This window comes from uncultured Polaribacter sp., assembly GCF_947497125.1.
GTDB lineage: Bacteria > Bacteroidota > Bacteroidia > Flavobacteriales > Flavobacteriaceae > Polaribacter.
Genome location: NZ_CANMFI010000005.1, coordinates 176,788 through 197,439 on the forward strand (window position 1 = coordinate 176,788; position 20,652 = coordinate 197,439).

Below are 20,652 nucleotides of genomic sequence, written 5' to 3' on the forward strand. Positions count from 1 at the left end.
TCTTTTTAAACGAAATTAGAAGTTTTAAAAACTCATATTACAAGTTTAACCTAAAAAGACATATATTGTCATTCTTAAAAATATAAAATGAAATCTTTAGAGAGGATAAACTTACTTTATAAACATTTAAAAAAGCATACAGCCAATTTAGAAGAGCTTCTGATATATTTAAAAACACAGAAATATATAATTAGCAAAAGACAATTACAAAGAGATATCAGTAAATTAAATTACTTTTTAAAAACAGGTGAGCAATTGGTAAAAGATAGAGACGTAACGAACTCTTTACTTTTAAGAATTTATACTATAAAACAAGATACAGCTCTTGAAAAACCTATAGATTTAAGCACTTTTGATACTGGTTTTTCTAATGTAAAAGATCAAGAAGACAATAGTATTCGAGAAGATTTTACCACTTTAATTCTAAATGCTACTCCAATAAAAATTACTGATATACAAAATGATGTTACTTCAGAAAACTATAATTTTGAAACCAGGCCTCTTTATTTTTTGCCATTACAATTTATAAACCACCGTTTTAATATCTATATCGGTGGTTATAATATCAAACAAAAAACGTATCAAATTTTCGAGCTTTCACAATTAAAAAGGTATCACAAGATAAAAAACAAAAAGACATACGAAATTCATAGACTTCAGAGTGAGTTTAAAAATGAGTTAGCAAAACGTTTTGGTATAACAAAAAATATAAATGAAGAAGTGTATGAAATAAAATTGGCTTTTTCTTTAGTAACGGGTGCCTATATCCGAAAAAGGCATTGGCATCATAGTCAACTTTTTAGCAGAAAAGAAGATAGGTTAGAGATGTCATTAACTTGTGGTATTAACAGAGAGCTTTTAAGTTGGTTGCATAGTTGGATTTATAATGTTAAGGTTTTAGAGCCACCAGTTTTAGTAGATTATTTTAAAAAATCTATAAAAGAGGTTGAGACTTTGAACAACAAAAAAATACCATTGGTATATAAAAATATATTTGTGTCAAAAATTTAATATGTCTCGTTTAAATAATTAGCAATCTAGCTTCACTTTAAAACATCACCAATTTTAATTATTTTGTAAATAAATGAGGCTTTTTGTTAAAATTTTAATTGTAGTGTAAAAAAACCCAAAAAGAGTTCTCTTTTTGGGTTTTTAAATAAAAGTATAATCTTACTTTTAAATGATAGACGCTTACTTAGAAGGCGCCATTTTAGCTTGTATAGCAGATAAAACACTTTTGTATTTTGCTAAATCTTCAGTACTTAAATCAGCTGCTAATTCTTTTCCTTTTGCTAAAAGAGAAACCCCTTTAGAAGCCATTGCAGAAATTTTACCTAAGTTACCATTTGCTGCAATATAATCTTTTGCATAAGCAGCATAAGCTGTTAAGTTTTCTGTAACTGCTTCATTTGCAAAAGCAGGAATAGAAACACCGTCTAAAGCAGAACTTACCATTTCTGTTGCTTTATCTACAACTGCATTGGCTGCATCTTTAGCCCCATCAGCTACAGTATTTGCTGCATCTGTTGTTGAAGTTGCAACATTTTCTACTGTTTCTACTGTTGCATCTTTTAATTCATTCGCCCCTTTTTTTGCTTCTTTACAAGCTGTTGCTAATAAAGAACCTGCAACTAGTACAGATAATACGATTTTTTTCATTTTTTATTTTGTTTTTAGATTGAATTACAAATCTAAAATAATAAATAGATAAACAATACTTATTTGAAAAAAATTAATTTTCTTCACTAAATTGCTTGTCGTACAGGTTTTTATAATAGCCTTGGGGTTTTTCTAATAAATCTTTATGAGTCCCTTCTTCTACTATAAAACCATTGTCCATAACAATAATTTTATCGGCTTGTTTAATAGTGGCCAATCGATGAGCAATTACAATTGAGGTTCTTCCTTTTGTGATTGTTTCTGTGGCATGTTGTATCATTTTTTCTGCATGTGCATCTACAGATGATGTTGCTTCGTCTAAAATTAAAATACTAGGTTTGCTAACATAAGCACGTAAAAAGGCAATTAATTGTCGCTGACCAGATGAAAGCATTACACCTCTCTCTTTAACATTGTATTGATATCCGCCAGGCAAAGTCATAATAAAATTATGAATACCAATTTGTTTGGCCGCTTTTTCTACTTCTTGCTGCGATATTAAATTATTTTTTAATGTGATGTTATTAAGAATAGAGTCTGAAAATAAAAAAACATCTTGCAAAACAACCGCAACTTGGTTTCTTAAACTTTCTAAAGCGTATTCTTTTAGAAGAATATTATCTATACAGATTAATCCACTATCAATTTCATAAAAACGGTTAATAAGATTGATTATGGTAGATTTACCAGCGCCTGTTGCACCAACTATTGCAATTGTTTGGCCGCTTTTTACATCAAAAGAAATGCCTTTTAAAACTTCTTCATTTTTTAAGTAACTAAATCGAACGTCTTTAAAACGAATGTCTCCTTTTAAATCAGTTGCTTTTATAGTTCCGTTTTTAACAATACTACTTTGCGTATCTATCACTTTAAAAACTCGTTGGCCAGAAACAATTCCCATTTGCAACTGATTAAATTTATCTGCTATTTGACGAAGTGGCCTAAATAACATTTGAGCCATTTGTACAAAAGCCATAACGGTTCCTAACCCTGGCACACTACCACCAATAACCTGCTTACTACCATACCAAACAATTAAACCAATACCTATGGATGACAAAATTTCTGCAATAGGAAAAAAGATTGAAAAATACCAAATGGTTTTTACATGTGCTTCTTTGTGCTTGTTATTAATTTCTTTAAATTTTTTATATTCGATATTTTCTCTGTTAAAAAGCTGCACTATTTTCATCCCAGTAACACGTTCTTGTACAAAACCGTTTAAATTGGCTACCTGATTTCTTACTTCTTGAAACGTAGCTTTAATCGCTTTCTGAAAAATTGAGGTAGCATAAATTAAAATTGGCAATACTGCTAAAGCAATCAATGCCAATCGCCAGTCAAAATAAAACATAAGTGCAGCAACGGTAAACATTTGTAAAACATCACTAACAATTGTAAAAACACCTGCACTAAAAAAGGCTGCTATGGTTTCTATGTCTGAAACTACTCTGGTCACTAATTTCCCTACAGAATTAGTATCAAAATAAGACATTTTAAACTGTAAAATATGTCTAAAAATCTTTGCTCTAATATCTTTAATAATATGTTGCCCAACCCAATTTGCATAGTAAATAAATGCAAAACGAAGCAGTACTTCTATCAACAAAACAGCAAACATAAATACAATGTTTATAAGCAAACCATTGCTGTCTTTTTGGGTAATATAAGTATCTACTGTTTCTTTTATTAAATACGGATTTAACAACGAAACCAACGATAATAAAATGGTGGAAGCTGTTGCTATAAAAAAGTTGAGTTTATAGCGTTTGGCAAAAGACATTAGTCTTAAAAAGATTTGTAAATCAAAAGCATTACCTGTTTTATCTGCCAAAATTTAATATTTTATGTGTGTTAAAAATAAGCCTTTTGCTGGTACTGAAAGACCTGCATTGCTTCGGTTTTTACTTTCTATAATGCCTCTAAAATCTTGGGGTGTTTTTTTACCTAAACCAACGTCTATTAAAGTACCCACAATTGCTCTTACCATATTTCTTAGAAATCTATTTGCGGTAATGTAAAAAATAAGTTCATTGCCATTTTTTTTCCATACGGCTTCTGTAACATCACAATTATAAGTGTACACATCTGTTTTTACTTTAGAAAAAGTTTGAAAATCGGTATACTCTAATAACAATTTTGCAGCTTCATTCATGGCTTCTACATTTAAGTCTTGAGAATGTATTTGCCAAGAAAAATCTAAAGAAAAAGGGTTTCTACCCAACCAAATTTTATACTCATAACTTCTACTAATTGCATGAAACCTTGCATGCACATCTGAGGCTACTGCAAACACTTTGTAAACTACAATATCTTCTGGTAATACAGAATTTAACTTAAAAGGAATGTCTCCTTTTAGTTCTTTATCGATATCAAAATGAGCAAACATTTGCGATGCATGCACACCCGTGTCTGTTCTGCCAGCTCCTACAACCTCTATTTTTTCTTGAAAAATAGTGCTTACAGCTTCGTTTAGTTTTTGCTGTACAGACATAACATCGGGTTGAATTTGCCAACCGTGATAGTTTTTACCGTTGTAAGAAAGCTCTATAAAATACCTCAAGAAAATCTCATTTTTGTAGACATCAAAATTACGGAAATTATTTTGTTATGATTACTTTTGATGCAAATTGCACTGTTAATTTTTTTTACCTGCACACTCTATGAAAAAAATACTCTTATTATCGGATACACATAGTTTTATAGATGATCAAATATTAAAATTTGTTAAGCAAGCTGATGAAGTTTGGCATGCAGGTGATATTGGCGATTTAACTGTAACAGATACCCTAAAAAAACTAAAACCGCTAAGAGCCGTTTATGGCAATATCGATGGCACAGATGCAAGGGCTGAGTTTCCTTTAGATGCCAAATTTAAATTAGAAGGTGTACCCGTTTGGATAACTCATATTGGCGGTTATCCGAATAAATACAATCAAAGAGTTAGGGAAGAACTAACGGCAAACCCACCAAAAATATTTATTGCAGGACATTCTCATATATTAAAAGTGCAATATGATAAAAAACTGAATTTATTACATCTTAACCCTGGTGCTGCCGGAAAGCATGGTTTTCACAAAATTAGAACCATGTTGCGTTTTCAGTTAGAAAATGGCGCTATTACAAACATGGAAATTATTGAATTGGGTAAAAGAGGTTGATGGTTAGATATAAGAAATAAGAGACTAGATGCTAGACTTTAGACTTTTAACTTTGGACTTTGTATTATACTTAAGAAAACAGCCATTAGTAAATAGAGAAAATAAAAAACCGAGAAGTAAATTCTCGGTTTTTTGTCGCACTAAACATACTAATATGATAGGTTTATCGCAATCTGTCAGCAGATTTTACAAGATCTTCATCCTTTTTAATAGCTTTATTTGCCAAAACAATAAGCAAAATAACTAAAATTGGTAAGAACATCCCAACACCCTTCTTAGAAATCGAAATTTCTCCAGGTAAGGTTAGTGACACATAAATCAATAATCCTAATAAAAAAAGGTTTATCAAAATTACTAAACGACCTACTACAAATTGTAATTTTCTGTTTTTGAAAAGAAAAATAATCAAAAAAGAAACTACTGCAGAAAGTACAAATAACAAAGGAATAGCTTTAAAAACTATTAATTCTTTAGAAAACAAATCCAATGTAAAAACTTGTTCTTTAAGATTGGTCCATAAATTAAATACAAAAATAAGCCCTCCAGAAATAGAAGCTGCTAATAGTAAATATATACTTTGTATTCTTTGAATCATCTTAAAAAAATAGAAATACAAAAGTAGAACTTTCTTTTTTAAAAAGAAAACCTAAAACTTAAAAAAAAAGTATATATTTGTCATATAATAACTACGCTACCATATTGTATAGCACTATATACAGTATTAAAAAATCAAAATAAAAACATCATAACCAATCTTATTTACTATTAAGATTTACATTTAAACTTAACCTATAAAGAATGTTCGAAATCACAGAACTAAAAGCAAAAACCCTTGCTGATTTACAAGTAATTGCAAAATCTATTGGTCTTAAAAAAACAAGTCAACTTAACAAATTAGATTTAGTATATCAAATTTTAGATATACAAGCTGCAAGCCCTGTAAAAACAGTTGCCACAACTGATGCTCCGGCAAAACCAAAGACAGAAAAACCAAAAAGAAAACGCGTTACTAAGGCTGTAGAAAAAGCACCCGCTCAAGCAATCGAAGAAGTAAATGCAAAAACAACAGACAAACCTGTTGAAGAAAAAAAGCCACAGCCAAAACGTGTGGTAAGAAAAGTAGTACATAAAGAAGTGGTTGCTAAAGAAAATACAGCAACAGATACGGCTACTAAAAACGAAGAACCAAAGGCTACAAATAAACCACAGGCAAACAAGCCACAGGCTAAAAATGTACCGAAACATAAAAATCAGAATAGAGAAAAAACCAACACTAACCGTAGTAATGGTAACAAATCTAACAACAGATATAAAGATCCAGATTTTGAGTTTGACGGAATTATAGAAAGTGAAGGTGTTTTAGAAATGATGCCAGATGGGTATGGTTTTTTAAGATCTTCTGACTATAATTATTTATCATCGCCTGATGATATTTATGTATCTCAATCTCAAATTAAACTATTTGGCTTAAAAACAGGAGATACTGTTAGAGGAAATGTAAGACCTCCGAAAGAAGGTGAAAAGTATTTTCCGCTAATTAGAGTTTCTAAAATAAACGGTTTAAACCCTAATTTAGTAAGAGATCGTGTTGCTTTCGAACATTTAACACCTCTTTTTCCTCAAGAGAAATTTAACTTAGCAGAGAGAGGCAACTCTTTATCTACAAGAATTATCGATTTATTTTCTCCGATTGGTAAAGGGCAACGTGGTATGATTGTGGCACAGCCTAAAACAGGTAAAACAATGTTATTAAAGGATGTGGCAAATGCAATAGCTGCCAATCATCCAGAAGTATATCAGATTGTTTTATTAATAGATGAACGACCAGAAGAAGTTACAGACATGAAACGTAATGTTCGTGGTGAAGTGGTTGCTTCTACTTTTGATGAGCCTGCAGACAAGCACGTTAGAGTTGCTAATATTGTACTAGAAAAAGCAAAAAGATTGGTAGAATGTGGCCATGATGTTGTTATCTTATTAGACTCTATTACTCGTTTGGCTAGAGCTTATAACACCGTTGCTCCTGCTTCTGGTAAAATACTTTCTGGTGGTATTGATGCCAATGCATTACACAAGCCAAAACGTTTCTTTGGTGCCGCTAGAAATATAGAAAATGGCGGATCTTTAACTATTATTGCAACTGCTCTTACAGAAACTGGTTCTAAAATGGATGAAGTAATTTTTGAGGAATTTAAAGGTACTGGTAACATGGAGCTGCAATTAGATAGAAATATCTCTAACAGACGTATTTATCCTGCAATCGACTTGATAAAATCTTCTACAAGAAGAGACGATTTGTTGTTAGATGCTAAAACGGTTCAAAGAATGTGGGTGCTAAGAAAGTATCTTGCAGATATGAACCCAATAGAAGCTATGGAGTTTATTAACGACAGAATAAAATTCTCTAAAAATAATGATGAATTTTTAATTTCTATGAACGGATAAATCAATTTACATCCTATATTAAACAGCCCTTTTATTCTTTAAAAGGGCTGTTTTTTGTTTTAAAAATAGCGGTAAGCATAACAAACTCATCTTATAAATAATTATGCTGCTACAGGTGTATTAGTAACCTTTCTGTCAATTGATTTAAATTGAAAACAGCTCGTTATTTACCAAAAAAAATCCGCTCTAAAAAGAACGGATTTTACTATTATAAAACGAGCTTACTAAATTAGTTAGCTATGTATAGGTTTGCTCTGTTATCTTGTATGTCAGATGCATTTTTAATAGCCTCATACATAACTACTGTCTTTCTTTTTCTACTCTCTGAAATAGATTTTCTTGCAGTTTCATAATTAGGCAATGCCGTTGGTAATTCTTTATTTAAAACACTAAAAGCAAAAACACCTCTAGCACCTTCAATATTAGCAAATACTTTATTTAAAGGCGCATTATACATTGCACCAACTACTTTTGGTTCAGAACCAGCACCAGATAATGTTGGGTTTTTAAGCGTAACATTATTTGCCGATCTAACAGTAGTATTATTTTCTTTAGCAATTGCCTCTAAAGTAGCTGCGTTAAATTTTTCTGCAAGTAAACTAGCTTTTTTTCTATTGATTAAAATAGGCTTAACCCTGTTTGTTGCTTTTGCAGCAGACATTAACCCTTTTGGTGTTTTTAATGTTAAAAAAGCAACTACATGACTATTGTCTAAATCGAAACGTTTAAAATCTCCTGGTTTAGTGTCTCCATTAAACGCCCAAGTAACAATATTTCTTTGATTACCAAGACCTGGTATATTTTCGTCTAAAACTTTTAAACCAATTGCTGGTTTAGCAACGTAGTTATTTTTTGTTGCAACTTCAAAAAACTTTTTATCTTTTGAAGTTTCTAAAGCAAACTGTTCTGCTTTTTGAAAAACAGCATTTTCTGTTGCTTCTGATGCTACAATTTTTCTAGAAAATGTTGCTAATTTTACAACTGTTTGATTGTTTTTAGTATCATCAATTCTAATAACATGATATCCAAACGGAGTTTCTACAACACCGATAGTTCCTTTTTTGTTTGTAAAACAAAAGTCTCTAAAAGCAGGTGTCATTCTATTGTAAGTAAACCAATCTAAATCTCCTCCTTTAGCACCAGATCCTTTATCCGAAGATAACTCTTTTGCTAAACCAGCAAACTTACTACCTCTTCTTTGTACTACTTTTAAAATACTATCAGCTAATTTTTCTGCTTGCTCTTTTGTTCTTGTTACCTCTGGTGTAGCTCTTTGCGAACCTAAAAAAGGAATTAAGATATGACTTGCTTTCGCTGAGTCTGGCATCTTAGAAATTTCTGTAATTTTAGATAATTTAAATGCTCCTTGATCTTTATATGGACCAAAAACTTCTCCTTTGGCACCTTTAAAAATAGTAGCAGCTACTGTTTTGTTAACTTGGTTTTCAAATACAAATGCATCTTCTAAATTAGTATCAGAATCATTTTCACTTAAAAACTCTTTGTTATTTGTAGCTTCTTTAAAATCTGAAATCATTGCTTCTAAAGATGTTTTTATTGCATTTTCATCTTCTGTAGTAGCAGCAATTTTGAATTCTACGTATGAAATATCTCTAGATTCGTCTACTTTAAAATCGTTTTCATTTTGCTGAATGTAGCTTGTAATTTCTGATTTAGATACCGAAACTAAACTATCTGCAATTGAAGTATATGGAACAAACACAAACTTTGTCATTAACTTAGTGTTGTCTTCTAGGTATTTAAATTCACCCTCTTTAAGAGAAGCACCAAGACCAGCAGCAACTAAGTTGTTGTAAGTATTTCTTTCTGCATTGTCTTTAATTTGGTTCATGTAATTAAGCCATGCACCCCAAAGTTGTGGGTTATTTTCTTTAGTGTCTGCTAAAAATTGTTTGAATTTAATTTCATCAAACAAACCTGCTTCATTTAAAAATTGAGGATTACTTTTTACAGATGGTGAATTTGTTAACTCGTTCCAAACATCAGATTCGCCAACAGCAATACCCGCTTCAGACAATTGATTTTGATATATTTTTTTTCTTAAAATATTATTCCAAACCGTTGTACTTGCTTGCATCTCTGTAACACTACTACCCGCTTGTTGTTTGTAAGCTTCTAACTCTGCCGCATACTCTTGTCTAGAAATAGTTTCTCCATTAATCTCTCCTATCTCATTTACTTTACTTGAGTTAAAAAAATCACCTAAAGTAGATGGATCTAATACAAAAGCAAAAAGAGCTAAACCAATTATAATGATTAAGAACATTGAACGTTCTCTAATTTTTGATAAAATTGCCATACTTAATTTATTTATTTTCTGGTGGCGAATATACGATTTGGGTTTTAATATTGCAACCGAATTTATACTTATTAATAAGCTAGATAAGTGTAAAATAAAGGCATGCGCAAAGAAGGGTATTTTTAAGCTTCTAAATCGATGTTTTTAATGCTTACCTCTTCTATTTTTGTAGAACTCATTTTTAAGATTTTAATTTCAAAACCTTCTATATCTATAACTTCTTTTTCTTTAGGAATACTCTCTGTATGCTCAATAATAAAACCGCCCAAGGTTTCATAAGCTTCAGATTTTGGAATATTTAAATGATACTCCTCATTCACATAATCTACCTCTAATCTGGCAGAAAAATGAAACTCTGCATTAGATATTTTCTTTTCTAAAAACTCTTGTGTATCGTGTTCATCTTCAATTTCACCAAATAGTTCTTCAACAATATCCTCTAGTGTAATCATCCCAGAAGTACCGCCATATTCATCGACAACTACCGCAACACTTTTTCGTTTTTTCATCAAACTATTAAGCACATCATTAATCATCATAGACTCTGGAACAATTTCTACAGGCAATAAAATAGACTTGATTGTCTTTGGTTTTTTAAACAGCTCAAAAGCATTAACATAACCAATAACATCATCTAAAGAAGACTTATATACTAGTACTTTAGACAAACCAGTATCTATAAATAAATTTTTTAAATTGCTTACTTTTTCTCTTAATTCTACCGCAACAATCTCGGTTCTAGGCACCATTACTTCTCTTGCCTTTACGTTATGAAAATCTAACGCATTCTGAAAAATTTGAATTTCAGAATCTACCTCATCATCATCATTACCAGTTTCTAACTGTTCAGAAATATAGTTTCCTAATTCTTCTTTACTAAATTCTGTTTGATGCTTGTCTGCATTTGTTTTAAAAAAAACACGTAAAAAAAAGTCTGAAATAAAGGTTATAAATTCTGAAAAGAAATGGAATAACACGTAAAAAATATACGCCGGAATTACAAATAGTTTAAGCACCTCATTTGCATAAATTCTAAAAATTGCCTTTGGCAAAAACTCTGCCGTTATTAAGATAACAATGGTAGATATTATTGTTTGAAATATTAGAATTGTAAACTCGTTAAAACCATCTAAAGGCAATGCTTTTAACAAAAAAACACCCATATAGTAACTATACAGTACTAAGGCAATATTATTACCAACCAACATGGTTGTAATAAATTTTGATGGTTTTTGAGTAATTTTATTTAGAATCTTAGGAACAAAACCTTCTCGTTTTTTTTCTAACTCTATGTGAAGTTTATTTGCAGAAACAAATGCAATTTCCATTCCCGAAAAAAATGCGGAAAGCACAATTGAGATTAATATAATAATTGCATCAACTTGCATTGTAATTCTTAAGATTTATTATTTTTAGCATTTCTAGTTTCTATTTTTTTTCTAAAATTTCTTTTGAAGAAAAAAACTAAGGTAATAAAAATAGCCGCTCCAAGAAATAAATACGCTTTTTCTCGATCTGAATTCCATTTAAAAATACCTTCAAAAAAACAAATAAATGCAATAATTAAATATCCGTACTGTAAAAATTTCCAAAGTGTATTCATTCTATTCTTCTTTTGTTAATAGTTTGCCTGTTGTTTTCTTTGCCAGGTGCTTGCTTAAATCTTCTTTACACTCAAACCCTACTCCGTAAATAGTATCTTTTAAGGTACTTAAAGTAAATGCTTTTTCTGAAAAAAAATAGGCTGTATTTTGGTCCCAAAGTAATTGAGAGGTTTCTAATTTAGAATTCTCTTTATGATTTAATACAACCACATTACCAACTATTTCTGAAACTGAAGTTTTACTATAAGTTAAGGCATAATCTCCTGTAATTGTAACAGAATCTTTTCCATCAAAATTTATAATTTTAATTCCTTTTGGAAATTCGTTGTATGGATGCGCCTTTCTATTACTAAAATCATGCAATAAAGGTGTACTTAATTTAGAAGTGATTCTACCTGAATCTTTATAAACATGAAAAGCATCTTTAGCAATACCGATTGGTAAATTTTTTGATGCCAAAAAATCTCTTACCTCTTGCGTGTTATTAGCGCAAGAAAAAAGCATTGCAACGCTAATTAGCGAAACAATGCTTCTTTGTAATATTTTAACAGTAGTTTTCAAAAAATTATTTTGAAGGAACTTTAACTGTTTCTCCTATCCAACATTTAATAGTATAGCTACTACCTGGGTTAACCCCTGCGGTAAATATAACTTTCTGACTTGGTACGTTACCTCTATAACTTCTAATATATGAAGCTGCAATAGCAGAAATACTAGGGTCTACAGCGGCAGCTCTTTGTGCTTTGTTTAACGCAGCAACATATACCATTCTCTTTTCAAATTCACTAGTACCACAATTGTTAACACTAGACTGGTATAATCTTGCAATAAACAAGTATGCTTTTCCAAAATTAGGATTAAATCTAATTGCCTCTCTAGCTAAGTTTCTTGCTTTGCTTAACTGACCTCTATTTTTAGCAGCCTGTGCAAATTTTAATTTATACTTTGCTTTCTTTAAAGGATCTGTTTCTAGATTAAAGGCCTTTTCTTTCATTTCATTTGCACCTTTATCATCTCCGTTATTTTCTAATACCGTAGACACAAAAGAATATGCTTCTGGTGATGGTGATGCTTCTGCATAAGCAACTGCTAATTTTTCGAATAAAGGATCTGTTTGACAGTCTTTATTAAACATTCTAGAAACAGCTCTTTTTAACCAAATTGCATTTGTTTTGTTTTCTTCAAAATCTCTTTCATACAAAGGAACCAAACGCTCGCAAGTTGCAATTTCAGAAATAATAGCATCTAAACCACCTTCTACAGTACCTAATGCTTTAGAATTGATTGAATACGCTCGTACTCTTTTTTTCTCTGAAGCACTTAATACTTTAATTGTATCTGGCTGTATTTGTTTAATTTTTGCAGCATAACCTTCTAACTTTTCACTAACAGACTCTAAAACATCATCATAAGTATCAAAAACTTTCTGTGGATTAGTGTCTTTATTTCTATCTGTTACCCCTTGAAAATAAAGATATAAGTTTTTAACACCCATTTTAGTAGGATCAATAGAGTATCCTTTCTCTAAAATACTAAAAATTTCATCTTCTGAAGCTAATTCATTGTTTGACAAATAAGTAGCATAGTCACTATGTACCTTTGCAGGGTTTTGTGTTGGGTAATATTGCAACCTTTGTTCGTAAACTCTTTTTGCCAATGCAGGGTCTTTTCTAACATCTTCTGCAAGTGTAGCTCCTAACTTATAAACGTTAACAGATAAATCTTTACAATTATCCATTAAAAATATCCAATTGGTATATGCTTCGTCGTATTTTTTTGATTGAAAATCTCCTTTAAAAAGATTGTATTTTATAGTACAATCTCTCTTTAAATCTTCTTGTGCATTTGTTTTTGCTGATGCCATTGCAAACATTACAGCTAGTAAAAACGTAATTTTCTTCATTTTATTCATTTTTAATTAATCAATCTTTCTTTTTTGAAACCAATTTGTATCTGTCAAAGATAAACTTAATCTAAAGTTAAAATAATTTTCTTCAATTAAGTTATTGGTGGTTTCACCTCTTTTACCGAATTCAAATCCCATGTTAACAGATGACAACTGCTTCAATGGTAAACCTAAACCAAAAGATATGCCAAAGTCGTCTACAGCTGTAAAATTTGCTCCATTTCCAGAACTATCAATCTGTAAACCTGTTTTTTCGAATCGCACACCTGCTCTGTAGGTTACTCTTTCCCAGTAGCTAGAAATCGAGTTTATTTTTGGCAAATAAAATCCTCCTAAAGAGACTCTGCTAGAAGCTGTGTATTGAAATGTATTGCTTGTTGTATTTAAAAAACCTGTTGCTGTAATAGCTTCTTGGTTTTCATATTCTAAACCTAAATGCCATTTATCAAAACTACCAATGCCAACACCTAACGTAGATTTTACTGGCAAACTATACCCTCCTTTAATGGCAGATTGAGAAATGGTATCTCTACCAATTTCGCCCCCTGTAGATGTAAAAGAAAGTGAATACAGGTTATCGTTACCAGTTACATTAAAATCGTTCCCTAATTTAACCGTTGCACCTGCGCTTACTACCAACTTATTTTTAAGTTGTTTTTTATACTGTGTTCCTAAAGTTACAGAACCACCTCTTACCTGAGTTTCTTCTTTATATTTTGTTGCTAAAGATACGTTTGCTATTTGATTGGTAACACTATTTTCTATGTTCCCAAAACTATAATCGGCTTCAATACCTAGAGAAAGTTCTTTAAAAATTTTTATACCCAAACTACCATACACTCTACTTACACCACCGTTACCTGTATAAAGTGTAATTTGTGTAGGATCTATAATTGGTTCTGAACTAGACAAAGAATATCCAACAGAAGAAACTGGCTGAATACCAAAAGACATCCCTGCCTTTGTACCAACCGGAAATGCTAATGTAAAATAACTTAAACTTGTTGAGTTTGAGGTTTGTTTAACACCTGCGTTTTCTAATGTTAATCTATTATTTAACAATCCAAAAGAATACGTAGTGTATCTTAAATCTGCATAGGCAGCCGGATTGCTAAAGTTTAAATATTTATAATGGCTATAAGCCACACCTATACCTCCCATAGCACTTTGCTCTACAGTAACTGGTGAAAAATTATCTCCCAATCCGAAGAAAGAATACGGAGATGAGTTGGTTCTTTGACCACTAACCGCAAAAGAAGTTATTAGTACAAAAACTAATAAAATATTTTTAATCATTTGTTTGTATTAAATTTCAATACTTGATTTAATCCTTGAAGGAGAAAATTTTGATTGGCAAATATGCTACTTTTTAATTGTTTTGACAAGAATTTTGTGTCTCCACCTGTTAAAACAACTGTTAAATCTGAATATTTATTTTTGTATTCCGCTATAAATCCTTCAATTTCTTTAACAACACCATTAACAACCCCAACATTTATACATTCTTTTGTACTAGCACCTATAAAATTAAAAACCTCTTCTTTTGATAATAATGGTAAATTTGCAGTATTTTGATGCAAAGCAAGAAAACGCATTTGTAAACCTACAGAGATAGCACCGCCTAAATACTCTTTTTTAGCAGAAACAAAATCATAAGTAATACAACTACCTGCATCTATAACCAGTACATTTTTATTAGGATACTGATTAACAGCTGCAGCAACCAACCCCAATCTATCTACCCCTAAAGTTTTTGGTGTTTGATACAAATTTTTAAAAGGCATTTTAGTTGATGAAGAAACAGGAAGTATTTTAACTAGATTTTCAATTTTTTTAAGCTTAAAATCTGATAAAGAAGCAACATTAGACATGATTGCATTGGAAATAACCTGTTTTTTTAAAATTTTTTTTAATTCTGATATTATTTTTTGAACCTGAAAGACCTGCAAAGAAATGAATGTATCTCCTTCAAAAACAGCTGCTTTAACCCTAGTATTGCCAATATCTATAATTAGATTCATTTTTAAAATTTAAAATATTTTCAAAAATACAACACATTTTTTTAAATTTCTTTAGCAGATGTAAAAAAACATTTTATATTTGCATCCGCTAAGGCAATGGTACCTTAGCTCAGTTGGTAGAGCAAAGGACTGAAAATCCTTGTGTCCCTGGTTCGATTCCTGGAGGTACCACAAAATTATCCCGTAACTCATTTATAAACAATGATTTACGGGTTTTTTGGTTTTTGGGGTTGCTCGAGAGGTTGCTCGGGAGGTATAAAAAGATAATTATAAAGTGGTTATATTTTTAAGTAAAGTTACTGGTGAGTTAAGTAAAATATGAAACAACGAATTAAAAAATGCATCATTTGTAAAGTAGATTTTTCTACCATGTACAGAGTACAATATAAAAACCCAAAAGAATGGGTGTTTGTTTGTAAAGAGTGCCTTTTAGAAGTTAAAAAAGACAATCCGAACTATACGTATGGCGGAACTTGGAAAAGGTGATGGAACTTCTTTTAAATTAAAAGGAAGTTAAGCAAGAGGTGTATTAAAACTTTCTTTGAATGGTAGAATACGCAATTATTCTAATGAAGGTATTTATAACGAATAGTTTATTAGCTTGTAAATACATTAACTAAAGAAATTAAATTATTAAACCTTGTTCTACTTCGCTCTAAACACTATGTAAATTAATTGCTATACAATTTAATGAAAATTTTATTCTTAAGTTTTTATAAAATTAATGCGACAAAAACATAAAATTAGAAAAATAAAATATTGCAATTAAAAAATTATATTTAAATTTACAAAATTTTTTTAATCCCCCAAACCATGAAACAAAATTCATTTACAGTATTGCTTTTTTCTTTTTTAATGGCAATTTTATTATTACAACCAATTGCTGCAAGAACAAATGAAACCTCAAATTTTTCAACAACTTTTTTTAATACCTCTCCTCCAACTGGTAATGCGCTATTTATATATAATAGCACAGACAAAACCCTAGCAGATATTACTGCAACTTTAACCGGTACAGGTATTAAATGGTACAATGCACCTACTGATGGCGTAGAGCTAGACGCAACCACAAGCCTAGTTTCTGGAGATACATACTATGCCACTCAAACAATTGATGGTATAGAAAGCGTTGATTTTTTGGCAGTTAAAGCACATGATGTTATTGGCAGCACGCTTAGGTTTAACGTTACAAACTATAATCCAGTAGTTTTTATGTTACCAAGTGACCCAGAATACGCGTTTCCTAACAGAGTTGTTAAAAGTGTAGATTATTCTTATGTTAATGTTTATGAAACATCAGATGGCACTACTCCATTAGACGGACCTACTGAGTTAGCAGAAGGAACTTATTATGTGGAGGAAGTGGTTTATGATAAGACCTTTGCTGAATTTGCAGGAAGTTACATTGAAGGATATGAAGACGGACCAGCTAAATCTGCAAAATTCAGTTTTAATATAGAAGGTATTATTACTGACAGCCAAAACAACATCTATATTAATGACGTAAATAATTACGCGATCAGAAAAATTTCACCAACAGGCGAAGTTTCTACTTTAGCAGGTAATGGTACACAAGGGAATATTAACGGAATAGGTAGTGACGCTAGATTCTACAGTCCTTATAGATTAACCATTAATAAAAGCACAAATGACTTATATGTTACGGATTACGATAATATTAACTCTAAAAGAATAATTAAAAAAATCACCCCTGAAGGTGAGGTAAGCGAGTTTAATCTTAATTTAGGAGGCATTTCGTACTTAGATAATTCTAATGGAATGGTTTTTGATAGTAATGGTAATTTATTTTACAGTGTCTATCAGAAAATCTATAAAATAACACCTTCTGGAGATGTTACAGTTTTTGCAGGAGATTCCCCTTCTAATGATTTTGTTAATGGTAACGGTACAGACATAAGATTTAAAAATATACAAAGTATTGTTATAGATTCTCAAGACAATTTATTTGTTGCTGATGGTTACGGAGACTCATTTTATATTCGAAAAATTACTCCTGCGGGTGATGCAACTTTTTTTGTTGGAGATGGTAGTTCTGGCTATACAAACGGAACAGGTACTGAGACTTCTTTTTCAACAGGTGGATTCTCTTCAATGGTCGTAGACTCTGAAGACAATATCTTTTTCTGGGATAGTCAAAATAGACGAATTCGAAAAATAACCCCATCAGCCGAAGTTACTAATTTTATAGGGAACGGAGAATATAATAGTGACGCACAATACGGAGAGGATATTTCCATTGGTTGTATTCAAACTATGGGGATTTCTACTAATGGCTCCTTATTAACCTCTTGCGGCTCCAATATTAGAAAATTACACAGAGCATCTAATTCAAACCGAATCTCTATAATAATAGAAAAATATGTAACAAAACCAACTGGAGATGAAGCTCCTTTATATTTAGGTACGCAAACAATAGCAGATTTATCATTTAATAGAACAAATATTAAATGGTATGATGCAGAGACAGGGGGCTCAGAAATACCAACTACAACTTTAATAGAGGAAAATACCTCTTATTTTGCTTCACAAACTGTAAGAGAAGTAGAAAGTGAAGATAGAACTGAGATTATACCTCACAAATTAAGTGAAGCTACACAAACTTTTAACACATCAACAAACCCAACAGTGGCAGATTTAGTAGCTACGCCAAAAAGTAATGCTACGGTTAGTTGGTATAATAGTAGTACAGCTACAACAGCGCTTGAACTAACAACTGCTTTACAAGATGAAACTTATTACTTAGAGCAGCTTGGAGAAGGAGTAACTGTTACAACCATTGCAGGTAATGGAGAAAGAGGTGATACAGATGCTACTATTGGTACTGAAGCCAGCTTTGCAAGTCCAAAAGATTTGGTATTCGACTCTAATGGAAATCTATTTGTTACCGATTCAGAAAACCACCGTATTCGTAAAATTTCTCCTTCAGGCGCTGTAACCACTTTTGCAGGGAGTACAAGGGGGTTTTTAGATGCTACAGGAACAGCTGCACAGTTTTATAGCCCATCAGGTATTACTATCGATGCATCAGATAATTTATACGTTACAGATAAATTTAACCACAGTATCCGTAAAATTACACCTACAGGTGTTGTTACTACTGTAGCTGGTGACGGAACGGATGGTAGAGACGATGGAAATGGAACATCAGCAAAATTTAGCATACCAAATGATCTTGTCATAGACAGTAACGGTGATTTAATAGTTGCAGATACAGGTAATAGGTTGATACGAAAAGTTACAATGACAGGTGAAGTTACCACCATTGCAGGAGACCCTACCTATTATGGGCAGGGATATGTAGACGCACAAGGTACTGCTGCTAAATTTACTAATCCTGTATCAATAGCTTTTAGACAAGACGGAAATTTAATTATTTTAGACTCGGAAATAAATCGTGTTAGAATGATGACTCCAGATTACACAGTAAGTACTATTGCTGGTAAAGACCAAGATATGAATAACAGTGGACCACCACCTCCTTCAATAGATGGTTTACCTGCTGATGCTACTTTTGCACTTTGGAGTTCTAGAATGACTTTGGCAGATGACGGGACTATATACTTTACTGAAGCAGACTATAACAGTAAAATAAGAAAAATTTTACCAGGCACCAACGAAGTAGTTACTCTTTTTAGTAAACAAAGTTCTGGCCCACCAACATTAACAGACGGTACTACTCAAATTGCTAACTTAAGTGGACCTGAAGGAATTGCCTTAAATGCAGAAGGAGAAATAATTATCGTTGAAGGATGGACAGAAGCAATTCGTAAAGTAGAGCTATCAGAAAAATCTGCGCGTTTTGCGGTAGATGTTACGCTAACAACCGCAACAGAACCTCCAACAATGACATCTAATAAAAATGGGGATTGGAATGATCCAACTGTTTGGACAGTTTCTGGAACAGCTGCAACTACTCCAAGCACAACGCCTACCTCAGAATATGATGTTGTTTTAGGTCATGTTGTAACAATACCTGAGGGTATGGGAGCAGCAACAGCGAAATCAATCGGATCAACTACTGGAGCTCAATTGATATTAAAAGAAAACAATAACTTAACAGTGACTGAAGATATCTCTCTTGACAAATCTGATGATGGGATGATTTTGTATGCTCAGAATGGAACTACATCTACGATGACTTTTGGAGGCACTTATCTTTCAGGTAAGAAAACTACTATAATTAAAAGATTGACATCTGATAAGTGGCATTTAATATCAAGTCCTTTTAACATCACTAAAGTAAATCTTACAACAGAAAATTCTAGTACACATTTGAGGGATAATGGTTCTGTTCTTTCACTTGCTTCTTATGATGATAGTAAGGTATCAGGTTCTAAGTATTCATATTTTACAAATGGTACTATAGCTGATAGTGAAAGATTTGGTAATGGTCAAGGGTATTCTATTTCTGTTTCAGATGCTACTACACCAGATTATTATATGACAGGAGATCAACATAGTGGTTCTATTTCATATACTTTATCTACAGGAGGTAATGGGTTTAATTTAATTGGTAATCCATACATTTCATACATACATGCAAATGATGCAGCAGATGCTACCAACAATATTTTACAAGTTAATGGTAGTTTAGGTTCAGATAGATTGGTAGAAGATACCATTTGGTTATGGGATGCAGATAATGAAACTTGGATAACAAAAACAAGAACAGATACAGATGGTTATCGTATAAACCCATTACAAGGATTTTTTGTGCAAGCAAAATCAGCTGAAGCTTTTTCTTTTACAAAAGCAATGGAAACAAATGACGCAAGTAATTCTGCTGCAGATAATACATTTTTAAAGTCATCTAATAGTAAATTTGAAGTAGTATTGTCTTTAAAAAGTGGTCAATTAACCAGAAAAGCTTCAATAAGATACATTGCTAATACAACTACTTCTTTCGATAATGGTTATGATGGATCACTATTTGGTGGTTATGCATCAGCATTAGAAGTTTATACAGGTTTAGTGGCAGGTAATTCTGGTAAAAAATTAGCAATACAATCGTTGCCTAATGAAAATTATGAAGATATGGTTGTACCTGTTGGAGTAACTGCAGAAGCAAATTCTGAAATTGAGTTTTCTGCAGAAGCTTTAAACATTCCTTCAGGATACAAAGTGTTTTTAGAAGATAGAGCAAATAATACATTTACAAGATTAGATGAAGTAAATGCAAAATATACTACTACGGTAGCAGATGCGTCAACAGAAGGTCGTTTCTTCTTGCATACTTCTATGCAATCTGCATTAAGTATAGAAGATACATTGTTAAATAGTTTAAGTATTTATAAGTCTAATACAACAACATTAAGAGTTGTTGGTTTATCTCAAGGAGAAGCTAGTGTAAAATTATTTAATGTAATGGGTAAACAAGTAATGAGTTCCAGTTTTAATGCCCAAGGCGTTAAAGAAATCGCATTGCCAAGTCTATCTACTGGTGTATATATTGTTCAATTAGAAACTGAAGCAGGAACATTGAACAAAAAAATCATTTTAGAATAATTACAAGCAT

General features: G+C 31.7%; 16 protein-coding genes and 1 tRNA gene. 6 read left to right on the forward strand and 11 right to left on the reverse strand.

The window, feature by feature from the left end; all coding sequences use genetic code 11:
• Positions 1-87: 87 nt before the first annotated feature.
• Complete coding sequence (locus Q0678_RS09325; protein ID WP_299057025.1) at positions 88-1,011, forward strand: WYL domain-containing protein; 924 nt, start codon at positions 88-90, stop codon at positions 1,009-1,011.
• 180 nt (positions 1,012-1,191) lie between these two features.
• Here the strand turns inward: Q0678_RS09325 and Q0678_RS09330 are convergent, their stop codons facing one another.
• The 3 genes from Q0678_RS09330 to truA all read right to left on the reverse strand — a co-directional run bounded on the left by Q0678_RS09330 (position 1,192) and on the right by truA (position 4,222).
• Positions 1,192-1,659 carry a hypothetical protein gene (locus Q0678_RS09330; protein WP_299057027.1) on the reverse strand — a complete coding sequence of 156 codons (468 nt, stop codon included), beginning with the start codon at positions 1,657-1,659 and terminating at the stop codon, positions 1,192-1,194.
• Positions 1,660-1,732: 73 nt separating this feature from the next.
• Positions 1,733-3,493, reverse strand: coding sequence for an ABC transporter ATP-binding protein (locus Q0678_RS09335; RefSeq protein ID WP_299057029.1), 1,761 nt, complete (start codon positions 3,491-3,493; stop codon positions 1,733-1,735).
• Between the two features lie 3 nt (positions 3,494-3,496).
• On the reverse strand, positions 3,497-4,222 hold the full coding sequence (gene truA, locus Q0678_RS09340; protein WP_299057031.1) for a tRNA pseudouridine(38-40) synthase TruA: 726 nt from the start codon (positions 4,220-4,222) through the stop codon (positions 3,497-3,499).
• Positions 4,223-4,322: 100 nt separating this feature from the next.
• Between truA and Q0678_RS09345 the strand changes: the two genes are divergently transcribed.
• Positions 4,323-4,820 (forward strand): metallophosphoesterase family protein, encoded by a 498-nt coding sequence (locus tag Q0678_RS09345; RefSeq protein ID WP_299057033.1) that lies wholly within the window; start codon positions 4,323-4,325, stop codon positions 4,818-4,820.
• 163 nt (positions 4,821-4,983) lie between these two features.
• Here Q0678_RS09345 and Q0678_RS09350 read toward each other — a convergent pair whose 3' ends face one another.
• Positions 4,984-5,415 carry a DUF4293 domain-containing protein gene (locus tag Q0678_RS09350; protein ID WP_299057035.1) on the reverse strand — a complete coding sequence of 144 codons (432 nt, stop codon included), beginning with the start codon at positions 5,413-5,415 and terminating at the stop codon, positions 4,984-4,986.
• Between the two features lie 203 nt (positions 5,416-5,618).
• Here Q0678_RS09350 and rho point away from each other — a divergent pair, with 203 nt between their 5' ends.
• Entirely contained in the window at positions 5,619-7,265 is a 1,647-nt protein-coding gene (rho, locus tag Q0678_RS09355; protein WP_299057037.1) for a transcription termination factor Rho, read from the forward strand.
• Between the two features lie 229 nt (positions 7,266-7,494).
• Here the strand turns inward: rho and Q0678_RS09360 are convergent, their stop codons facing one another.
• From Q0678_RS09360 to Q0678_RS09390, 7 genes are all read right to left on the reverse strand, one after another.
• Complete coding sequence (locus Q0678_RS09360) at positions 7,495-9,585, reverse strand: peptidylprolyl isomerase (protein ID WP_299057039.1); 2,091 nt, start codon at positions 9,583-9,585, stop codon at positions 7,495-7,497.
• Between the two features lie 122 nt (positions 9,586-9,707).
• The gene (locus tag Q0678_RS09365) at positions 9,708-10,973 is read right to left on the reverse strand and encodes a hemolysin family protein (RefSeq protein ID WP_299057041.1); all 1,266 of its coding nucleotides are present in this window, start codon (positions 10,971-10,973) and stop codon (positions 9,708-9,710) included.
• A gap of 8 nt (positions 10,974-10,981) precedes the next feature.
• A complete protein-coding gene (locus Q0678_RS09370) occupies positions 10,982-11,188 on the reverse strand; it encodes a hypothetical protein (protein ID WP_299057043.1) in 207 nt (68 codons plus the stop codon).
• 1 nt (position 11,189) lies between these two features.
• Positions 11,190-11,750, reverse strand: coding sequence for an LPS export ABC transporter periplasmic protein LptC (lptC, locus tag Q0678_RS09375; protein ID WP_299057045.1), 561 nt, complete (start codon positions 11,748-11,750; stop codon positions 11,190-11,192).
• A gap of 4 nt (positions 11,751-11,754) precedes the next feature.
• On the reverse strand, positions 11,755-13,092 hold the full coding sequence (locus Q0678_RS09380; protein ID WP_299057047.1) for a hypothetical protein: 1,338 nt from the start codon (positions 13,090-13,092) through the stop codon (positions 11,755-11,757).
• 15 nt (positions 13,093-13,107) lie between these two features.
• Entirely contained in the window at positions 13,108-14,391 is a 1,284-nt protein-coding gene (locus Q0678_RS09385; RefSeq protein ID WP_299057050.1) for a hypothetical protein, read from the reverse strand.
• Entirely contained in the window at positions 14,388-15,116 is a 729-nt protein-coding gene (locus Q0678_RS09390) for a type III pantothenate kinase (protein WP_299057052.1), read from the reverse strand. Before Q0678_RS09390 ends, Q0678_RS09385 begins: the two co-directional genes overlap by 4 nt.
• Positions 15,117-15,214: 98 nt before the next feature.
• Here Q0678_RS09390 and Q0678_RS09395 point away from each other — a divergent pair.
• The 3 genes from Q0678_RS09395 to Q0678_RS09405 all read left to right on the forward strand — a co-directional run bounded on the left by Q0678_RS09395 (position 15,215) and on the right by Q0678_RS09405 (position 20,642).
• Positions 15,215-15,287: transfer RNA gene (locus tag Q0678_RS09395), tRNA-Phe, on the forward strand.
• Positions 15,288-15,434: 147 nt separating this feature from the next.
• A complete protein-coding gene (locus tag Q0678_RS09400; RefSeq protein ID WP_299057055.1) occupies positions 15,435-15,602 on the forward strand; it encodes a hypothetical protein in 168 nt (55 codons plus the stop codon).
• 327 nt (positions 15,603-15,929) lie between these two features.
• On the forward strand, positions 15,930-20,642 hold the full coding sequence (locus Q0678_RS09405) for a T9SS type A sorting domain-containing protein (RefSeq protein ID WP_299057058.1): 4,713 nt from the start codon (positions 15,930-15,932) through the stop codon (positions 20,640-20,642).
• Positions 20,643-20,652: the final 10 nt, after the last annotated feature.

What these genes read in the sequence shown, in the direction of transcription:
- Q0678_RS09325 (WP_299057025.1), top strand. Translation starts at nt 88, where the DNA reads ATGAAATCTTTAGAGAGGATAAACTTACTTTATAAACATTTAAAAAAG.
- Q0678_RS09330 (WP_299057027.1), bottom strand. Translation starts at nt 1,659, where the DNA reads ATGAAAAAAATCGTATTATCTGTACTAGTTGCAGGTTCTTTATTAGCA.
- Q0678_RS09345 (WP_299057033.1), top strand. Translation starts at nt 4,323, where the DNA reads ATGAAAAAAATACTCTTATTATCGGATACACATAGTTTTATAGATGAT.
- Q0678_RS09350 (WP_299057035.1), bottom strand. Translation starts at nt 5,415, where the DNA reads ATGATTCAAAGAATACAAAGTATATATTTACTATTAGCAGCTTCTATT.
- rho (WP_299057037.1), top strand. Translation starts at nt 5,619, where the DNA reads ATGTTCGAAATCACAGAACTAAAAGCAAAAACCCTTGCTGATTTACAA.
- Q0678_RS09360 (WP_299057039.1), bottom strand. Translation starts at nt 9,585, where the DNA reads ATGGCAATTTTATCAAAAATTAGAGAACGTTCAATGTTCTTAATCATT.
- Q0678_RS09365 (WP_299057041.1), bottom strand. Translation starts at nt 10,973, where the DNA reads ATGCAAGTTGATGCAATTATTATATTAATCTCAATTGTGCTTTCCGCA.
- Q0678_RS09370 (WP_299057043.1), bottom strand. Translation starts at nt 11,188, where the DNA reads ATGAATACACTTTGGAAATTTTTACAGTACGGATATTTAATTATTGCA.
- Q0678_RS09380 (WP_299057047.1), bottom strand. Translation starts at nt 13,092, where the DNA reads ATGAAGAAAATTACGTTTTTACTAGCTGTAATGTTTGCAATGGCATCA.
- Q0678_RS09385 (WP_299057050.1), bottom strand. Translation starts at nt 14,391, where the DNA reads ATGATTAAAAATATTTTATTAGTTTTTGTACTAATAACTTCTTTTGCG.
- Q0678_RS09390 (WP_299057052.1), bottom strand. Translation starts at nt 15,116, where the DNA reads ATGAATCTAATTATAGATATTGGCAATACTAGGGTTAAAGCAGCTGTT.
- Q0678_RS09400 (WP_299057055.1), top strand. Translation starts at nt 15,435, where the DNA reads ATGAAACAACGAATTAAAAAATGCATCATTTGTAAAGTAGATTTTTCT.
- Q0678_RS09405 (WP_299057058.1), top strand. Translation starts at nt 15,930, where the DNA reads ATGAAACAAAATTCATTTACAGTATTGCTTTTTTCTTTTTTAATGGCA.